Annotated in this window: 9 protein-coding genes; 4 read left to right on the top strand and 5 right to left on the bottom strand. The window is 63.1% G+C overall.

Going from position 1 to position 7,690, the window contains the following annotated elements; genetic code table 11:
* Positions 1–564 (top strand): potassium channel family protein (locus ACK5IR_RS14555; RefSeq protein ID WP_416929891.1); only part of this gene is annotated, 564 nt, incomplete at its 5' end.
* Between the two features lies 1 nt (position 565).
* On the top strand, positions 566–1,897 hold the full coding sequence (locus ACK5IR_RS14550; RefSeq protein ID WP_416929890.1) for a TrkH family potassium uptake protein: 1,332 nt from the start codon (positions 566–568) through the stop codon (positions 1,895–1,897).
* An 18-nt stretch (positions 1,898–1,915) separates the two neighbouring features.
* Here ACK5IR_RS14550 and ACK5IR_RS14545 read toward each other — a convergent pair whose 3' ends face one another.
* Positions 1,916–2,494: an NADPH-dependent FMN reductase gene (locus ACK5IR_RS14545; RefSeq protein WP_416929889.1), complete on the bottom strand. Its 579-nt coding sequence runs from the start codon at positions 2,492–2,494 to the stop codon at positions 1,916–1,918.
* Positions 2,495–2,697: 203 nt separating this feature from the next.
* Here ACK5IR_RS14545 and hslU point away from each other — a divergent pair, with 203 nt between their 5' ends.
* Positions 2,698–4,005, top strand: coding sequence for an ATP-dependent protease ATPase subunit HslU (gene hslU / locus ACK5IR_RS14540; RefSeq protein ID WP_416929888.1), 1,308 nt, complete (start codon positions 2,698–2,700; stop codon positions 4,003–4,005).
* A gap of 21 nt (positions 4,006–4,026) precedes the next feature.
* On the opposite strand, the gene ACK5IR_RS14535 is transcribed toward hslU, so the two are convergent.
* The 4 genes from ACK5IR_RS14535 to ACK5IR_RS14520 all read right to left on the bottom strand — a co-directional run bounded on the left by ACK5IR_RS14535 (position 4,027) and on the right by ACK5IR_RS14520 (position 7,066).
* Positions 4,027–5,379 carry a hypothetical protein gene (locus ACK5IR_RS14535; protein ID WP_416929887.1) on the bottom strand — a complete coding sequence of 451 codons (1,353 nt, stop codon included), beginning with the start codon at positions 5,377–5,379 and terminating at the stop codon, positions 4,027–4,029.
* A gap of 12 nt (positions 5,380–5,391) precedes the next feature.
* On the bottom strand, positions 5,392–5,604 hold the full coding sequence (locus tag ACK5IR_RS14530; RefSeq protein WP_416929886.1) for a hypothetical protein: 213 nt from the start codon (positions 5,602–5,604) through the stop codon (positions 5,392–5,394).
* A 121-nt stretch (positions 5,605–5,725) separates the two neighbouring features.
* Entirely contained in the window at positions 5,726–6,340 is a 615-nt protein-coding gene (locus ACK5IR_RS14525; RefSeq protein WP_416929885.1) for a Smr/MutS family protein, read from the bottom strand.
* 66 nt (positions 6,341–6,406) lie between these two features.
* Positions 6,407–7,066, bottom strand: a complete 660-nt coding sequence (locus tag ACK5IR_RS14520; protein WP_416929884.1) for a Tim44/TimA family putative adaptor protein — start codon at positions 7,064–7,066, stop codon at positions 6,407–6,409.
* A 103-nt stretch (positions 7,067–7,169) separates the two neighbouring features.
* On the opposite strand from ACK5IR_RS14520, the gene ACK5IR_RS14515 reads away from it, so the two are divergent.
* Complete coding sequence (locus ACK5IR_RS14515) at positions 7,170–7,661, top strand: FxsA family protein (protein WP_416929883.1); 492 nt, start codon at positions 7,170–7,172, stop codon at positions 7,659–7,661.
* Positions 7,662–7,690 lie beyond the last annotated feature (29 nt).

The raw sequence follows: 7,690 nt of genomic DNA, 5'->3' as shown, positions 1-7,690 counted from the left end.
ATCGACAGTTCGGAACGGGCGGTCCTGTCGGTCGCCGACCTGATCTCGCACGCGGTGATCGCCGATGCCCGCGACGAGGCCGCCCTGCGCGAGGCCGGGGTGGGAGACACGGATGTGGCGCTGATCGCCATCGGCGAGAATCTGGAGGCCAATGTGCTGGCCACGATCAATGCCAAGATGGTCGGCGTTCCGACGGTCTGGGCCAAGGCGCTGAACCGCACCCATCACCGTATCCTCAGCAAGCTCGGCGTCGAACGGGTGATCCTGCCCGAGGAGGAGGTCGGCCTTCATGTGGCACAGGTGTTGCACAATCCCCGCATGCGCAACTACCTCAGCCTGGGCAACGGATATCACGTGGTGAACTTTCTCGTCCCGCCGGTGCTCGACAAGAAGCGCCTGTCGGATCTGGATCTCGGCGGCCGGTTCAGGGTGCGCTGTCTGGGGTTGATGCGCGGCACCGATTTCCTCGGGGGCGAGGCCGAGGATCCGCTGCTCAGTGTCGAGGACAAGATGATGCTGCTGGGCCGCCGCAACGATCTGCGCGATTTCGCCGCGAGCCTTTGACATGGTGCGCAGGCACGGCCGGAAATCGCTGCTTCCGACACCCCCGGTACTGCTGGCGCTGCTCTATCTCGTCTTCATCCTGAGCGGTGCCGCGGCACTGATACTGCCGATCAGCACAACCCGGCCGATCAGTGCCATGGAGGCGGTGTTCACCGCCACTTCGGCAGTCACCGTGACCGGGCTTTCGCTGATCGATGTCGGCACCACCCTCACCCTTTTCGGGCAAGCGGTCCTGATGGTGCTGATGCAGGTCGGCGGCATCGGGCTGATGACCTTTACCGTACTGTTGCTGACCTCGCTGGGGCTCGAGATCAGCCTGCCCTCGCGTCACATCCTGCGCGAGGAACTGGGCCAGGCCTCGACCCACAGCCTGATGGATCTGGTCCGCTCCATCATCCGCATTTCGCTGGTGGTCGAAGCGGCGGGCATGCTGGCGCTCTGCTTCGTCTTCGTGCCGGAAATGGGCCTGGCAAGGGGGCTGTGGTTTGCCCTGTTCCACGCGATTTCCGCCTTCAACAACGCCGGTTTCGGCCTTCTCCCCGACAGTCTGTCGGCCTGGGTTTCGAATCCGGTGGTCAATATCGCCGTTCCGGCGCTGTTCATGCTGGGTGGGCTGGGGTTTGTCGTGATCGGCGATGTGGTGGAAAAACGGCGCTGGCGGCGCCTGACGCTGCATTCCAAACTGATGCTCGCCGGATCGCTTGGACTGATCGTTTATGGAATGGTCCAGTTCGCGGCACTGGAGTGGACCAATCCCGGCACGCTCGGCGGCCTCGACGGGACGGGCGCGAAGCTCTGGGCCAGCTGGTTCCAGTCGGTGACGACACGAACGGCGGGGTTCAACACCGTCGATCTTTCACATGCCCATGACAGCACCGCGCTGGTGATGATCGCGCTGATGATCGTCGGCGGCGGCAGCGCATCGACCGCCGGCGGGATCAAGGTAACGACACTGGCGGTGGCCCTGCTGGCGACAGTCGCCTTTTTCCAGCGCCGCGAACCGCGTGTCTTCAACCGCACCATCACCAGGGATCAGGTGCTCAAGGTGATGGCACTGACGACAATCGCCCTGCTGACCCTGCTGTTCGCGGTGTTTCTCGTCTCGATCTCGCATGACGGCGATTTTCTCGATCTCGCGTTCGAGGTCTCCTCGGCATTCGGCACCACCGGGCTGAGCCGCGGCGCCACGTCCGAGCTCGATACATTCGGCCGGATCGTCATCATGTTCCTGATGTTCCTCGGACGGGTCGGGCCGCTGACCCTGGGTTTCCTGCTGGCAACGCGCAGAACGTCGCGCGTGCGCTATCCCGCCGGTCAGGTCTATCTCGGCTGACCGGCGGGCGCGGGCACGCTATCCGGCGCTCCGGGCATCGGCGAGCGCCCTGGTCCACCACAGCAGATCGTCGAGCATGACCCTGGCCGACTCGGCAAGATAGGGATAATCCGCGATGCTCTTACCCTCGGTCACCACGCCGAGGTATTCGCTCATGCCGATATGGACGGCATTGCGCAGCGGCGCCATCTGAAGCTCGACCAGAATCAGCCGGAGCTGTTCCACCGCCCGTGCCCCGCCCACGCCGCCATAAGAAACGAACGCCGCGGGCTTCCGGTTCATCTGGGGATAGAGGTAATCGAGCGCATTCTTCAGGACACCGGTGATCGAGTGATTGTATTCGGCGGTGATGAATATGAAGCCGTCGAAACCGGCCATGAGTTCACCCCAGTGCTGCCCCGCCGGATTGCCCACCGCGCCATAGGCGGGCGAGGCCGCCTCGTCGTAGAACGGCAGGGGATGGTCCCGCAGATCGACGATTTCAAAGGTCGCATCCCGTCGCGCGGCGGCAATTTCGGCGATCCATGCCGCCGGCCTGTCGCCGAACCGCCCCTCGCGGGTACTGGAAATGATGATACCGATTTTTGGCAAACTCATGAACGCCTCCTGATTACTGTTCGTTTCGGTGTGCAGAGTAGCGACTGCGCAGCCAGTGTCTGCCCCCGGTTCGGTTGTTGGGCGCACAAAAGCTCGCGGAAATACGAACAGCCGGCCGGCAGAGGCGATTCCGTCGAACGCGGCTTGTCAATGGCGCAGGGATGACTAGGTAGGCTCGGACACCGGCCCGAAAGGCGAGGAACATGACCGACCTGACCCCGCGCGAGATCGTCAGCGAGCTTGACCGTTTCATCATCGGACAGAAGGATGCCAAACGGGCGGTTGCCGTCGCCCTGCGCAACCGCTGGCGGCGCAAGCAATTGCCCGACGATATCCGCGAGGAAGTCTATCCCAAGAACATCCTGATGATCGGTCCGACCGGCGTCGGCAAGACAGAAATCTCCCGCCGGCTGGCCAGGCTGGCCCGGGCACCCTTCATCAAGGTCGAGGCGACAAAATTCACCGAGGTTGGCTATGTCGGCCGCGATGTTGAGCAGATCGTCCGCGATCTGGTCGATGCGGCCATTCAGCAGACGCGCGACTACATGCGCGAGGATGTGAAGGCCCGGGCCCACAGGAACGCGGAAGAGCGCGTGCTGGAGGCGATCACCGGCAGGGACGCCCGCCCCCAGACCCGCGAGATGTTTCGCGACAAGCTGAAGCGGGGAGAGCTGGACGACACGGTGATCGAGCTCGAACTGGCCGACAGTGCCCCGGTGATGCCGATGTTCGAGGTTCCGGGCCAGCCGGGCATGAACATGGGCGCGATGGATCTGGGCTCGATCTTCGGCAAGGCATTCGGCAGCCGCACGGTAAAACGCAAGCTGACGGTCGCCGACAGTTATGAGGTACTGATCTCGGAAGAGGCCGACAAGCTGCTCGACGACGAAACGGTGACGCGGCAGGCGCTTGAGGCGGTACAGGAAAACGGCATTGTCTTCATCGACGAGATCGACAAGGTCTGCGCCCGTAAGGAGGGACGCGGCGCCGATGTCTCGCGCGAGGGGGTCCAGCGGGACCTGCTGCCGCTGATCGAGGGTACGACAGTTTCGACCAAGCACGGGCCGGTCAGGACCGATCACATCCTTTTCATCGCGAGCGGCGCCTTTCATATCGCCAAGCCCTCGGACCTGTTGCCCGAGCTTCAGGGACGGCTGCCGATCCGGGTCGAGCTTCGCGCGCTGACCGAAGAGGATTTCGTGCGCATCCTGACCGAAACCGACAACGCGCTGACGCTGCAATATACCGCGCTGCTGGGAACCGAGGAGGTGAAGGTCGCGTTCACCGAGGACGGTATCGCGGCGCTCGCCCGTGTCGCCGCCGAGGTCAACCAGAGCGTCGAGAACATCGGCGCGCGCCGGCTCTATACGGTCATGGAGCGGGTATTCGAGGAGCTGAGCTTCGCCGCCCCGGACCGCGCCGGGCAGTCGGTGACGGTCGATGCGGCGTTTGTCGAGGAAAACCTGGGCGAACTGGCGAAATCGGCCGACCTCAGCCGTTACGTTCTGTAGGCCGCAAGCCTGCCGTTACCGTCATTTTCTGGTGCCGACATTCTCGATGGCGCTGGAGACGCCTCCGACAACGCGGTCGAGAAGCTGCATGAAGGCATCGACACCGTAGCCGAAGAGAAAGGCCATGGTGAAAAGCCCGACGGATATGCTGGCGAACTCGAAAAGCTCATCCGATTGCGGCGACCAGAACCAGCCGACGACAATCCCCACGAACCCGCCCAGCGCAACCCGGATCACGGTGCGGAAGCGGCGCGGATTGGGCTGCACGGGGTTGATGTAAATCCGCAGCGTCATCAGAACCGCTCCGAGCGCACCATATATGCCGGGCAGAATCCAGCTGTTGAGCACATCGAGCCTGTCCCGGATCCAGCGGATCGAGGTCAGATAGGTGGTCCGTGTCGTCTCGACCGACTGCACCTGCCCGATCTGGGTGCCGAAGAAACAGGCATAGGCATTGCGATGCGCCTCGCGCATCCGCACCGAGACCCATGCCTTCACATCGGATTCCCTGAGCAGCGCCTTTGCCGCCATGGCCGGATCCTGACCGCGCGAAATCGAACCGTCATCGCGCAGGGTGGGATACTGGCGCACCTCGTCGAGCAGCGCGCGCAGGGTGTTCTCGAACGTCCTGAGGCATTCGTCGCTCTTCTCTCTGGAATGATAATACGATCCGATGCCGGCCTGCTGCGGCAGGGCACCCGCATCGGTGCGGGGTGTTTTCCGCCAGATCGAGAACCTCACCCACCACGTCCGGAGCGGATTGAACTGCGCCTGAAGTTCGTTTCTCCGCTGTTCGATCATCAGGAAGTTCTGGACGTGTTCGTGATAGAGCCGGAAATCCTCGGCCGGGTTGATCCTGGGAACCGTCAGATCGTCGCTCCCTGTGGCAACCTCCAGCACCACCAGCTTTTCCCAGCGGGCCAGAACATCGTTGAACCGCTCCGACGCAAGCTGGTTCTGCGCGGCCTGAATCTCGCCCATGAAATCCGACGCGTTCTTCGACCAGATGGTGTATTTCCCGCAGACGGCAAACAGAAAAAAGGCAAATACCGCAACGGTATAGCGAAAGCTCGATTCCCAGCGGCGCGGGCGCTCGCCATCGTCCTCTCCCAAGGCGGCGGGGGACGCGGTGAAGGGAACGAAATTGTTCAGCTCGGCAATCGTCGCCGGCTTCATCGCATTGACGACGCGAAACACCTCACGGCGCAGTTCAACCGCCGCGTCGTCGTGAAAATCGAGCGTTTCGACCGCCCGGGCGGCCCTGACCGCCTCTTCCAGCTTGCTGTTGGGCAGCACCCCGGTCTGCGAATTATAGGCAAGCAGCAGGTCGGCGTTTCTGAGCAGGGCCGCGACCAGATCGTCATTGCTGCTCATGCCGGCCTCCGGTCAGTTGAGCGTTCCCTGCACCGCCCTGTTCGACTGCGGATCGATGCAGACACAGGGATCACCCGGCAACCCCGCGGGATTTGCCCAGCACCAGAAGCTCGGGGTGTAGCAGATCTGCCCCGGGACATGCGGTGGAACCTGCGGCACCGCAGGTGTCGCTGCCAGGGCCGAGAAAGCGAGTGACAGGATGGAAAGGCGCCGCTGGAAACTCATGACCGGTCCAGTCTGGTTGGGTCGTACGCCGCTATTATACTGTTATCATGTGATTCTGTAAACAATTCGGCAAATTTTGCCTTCCGTGGAAAGTTTCTGAAACAATTGCAGCGCCGCACGCCTATTTGCGGCGCGCCAGATAGACATAATACGCCCCCGATCCGCCATGGCACAGATGCGCCTCGGCTACCTGAAGGACAAGCGAGCGCAGCGGCGGCAGGTTCAGCCATACCGGCACCTGATTGCGCAGAACGCCGCGCGGCACGGGGATCGGGCCGCCATCGTCCGTGCCGGATTTGCCCTTGCCGGTGACGACAAGAACAAGCCGGCAACCGTCCCGCTGCGCCTCGATGACGAACCGCGACAGGGCGGGATGTGCCCGGGCGAGCGACATTCCGTGCAGGTCGATCCGGCGTTCCGGGCGCAGCTTGCCCTTCCTCATCGTCCGGTAGGCACGCGCATCCATGCGGACCGGGGCGGCGGCCATCCGTTGCTGCAACGTCGGTGTCAGGTTGTGGCCAAGCGAATGATCATAGGTCGCCTTCTGTCCGATCCGGAATTCGGCGACCGGCGGACCGGTACGGCTCGTGCCCTGATCGACGTCAGCGGCGGGCAGCGCAACTTCCGCGCCCGACGGCCGCACCCGGCCGGGATGAAGCGGGCGTGCGGTCCGCGCCACCTGCCGCCAGATGTTCAGATCGTCTTCGCTGAGCGGGCGGCGGCGCTTTTTCGACATGATTTCAATGGGTCCGTCTGCCTGCCCGGGTCAGGGCAGCGACCCGGGCATGTGCCGGGTCTGCAATCACTCACCGGTTGCGATCAGTTTCCAGTTTGGATCGCCGGTGCCCATCTTGCGGGCAAAGGTCCAGACATCGCGCTGCCGCTTGATCTCGGTTTCGCTGCCTTCGATCACTTCGCCGGCGGCGTTGCGGACGATGTGCGTCATCTCGCCGACGAAACGTACCGTGATCTCGGCCATGTCGGTGCCGGTGTCGAGCTCGGCATCGACAAGCGCCAGTTCGCGCACCCCGACGAAACTGGACTGTATGCTGAGACCCTGGCCTTCACGCTGCACAATCACATCGCGAAACGCCTGTTCGACATCCTGGTCGAGAAACGGCGCCACCTGGTCGATATTGCCATGTTCGAACGCCATCAGGATCATCTCGTAAGCGCCGCGCGCGCCCTGAAGAAACTCGCCCACCGAAAAACCCGGCTCGATCCGCTTCATCCGGGCCAGCGCCTGCGCCGCGTCCGAGCCTTCGGGTACGTGATCGGTGATGTCGCGATCCGGGCCGCCCTCGATTACCTCGAAATCGCGGCGGTCGGCGGGGCCGGCACGCTCGGCGGGCAGGGGCGGCTTTTCGAACCCTTCGCGCGTTCCCAGAACCGACCGCAGGCGCAGGATCAGGAAAATGGCGATCCCTGCCAGAACAAGAAGCTGGATCACGGCAGCACTCATTTTCGTCTTCTCCGGTCGCAGGGGTTGGTAACCTTGTCGCTCCGCACTTATGTATGCGCTCAGGCAAGACAAGTCCACAAACACCGACCGACCGGAGAAACCGATGCCCCTGCTGCTGCTGCTGTTCATTGCGGTTCCGCTGATCGAAATCGCGCTGTTCATTCAGATCGGCGGTATCATCGGGCTTGGCTGGACGCTGGCGATCGTGCTGACGACGGCGGTGATCGGAACCTGGATGGTACGCCAGCAGGGGCGGGAGGTCCTGCTTCGCGTTCAGCAGAGCTTCAGCCAGCTGAACGACCCCACCGAACCGCTGGCGCATGGGGCGATGATCCTGTTGTCGGGCGCGCTGCTGCTGACCCCGGGCTTTTTTACCGATACCGTCGGGTTCCTGCTGCTTGTCCCGCGGTTCCGCGAGACGGTCTTTCGCTGGCTCCGATCAAACGTCAGTATCGGCGGTTCGTCCACCTATACGGGATTTGCCGCCGACAACCGGCACCGCCCCTTTGGCGGCGACGTCATAGACGGCGATTATTCCGAGGTCGACCCCGAACCCCGGCGAACAAAAGGGCCCTCCGGCTGGACTCAGGATTGAGGCCCGGCAATCCGTTTGTTAAGCCACCG

It is taken from the genome of Tropicimonas sp. (assembly GCF_047971885.1).
Lineage (GTDB): Bacteria > Pseudomonadota > Alphaproteobacteria > Rhodobacterales > Rhodobacteraceae > Tropicimonas.
The sequence above is the reverse complement of the archived record's forward strand: the minus strand, read 5'-3'. Positions and strand labels throughout refer to the sequence as shown.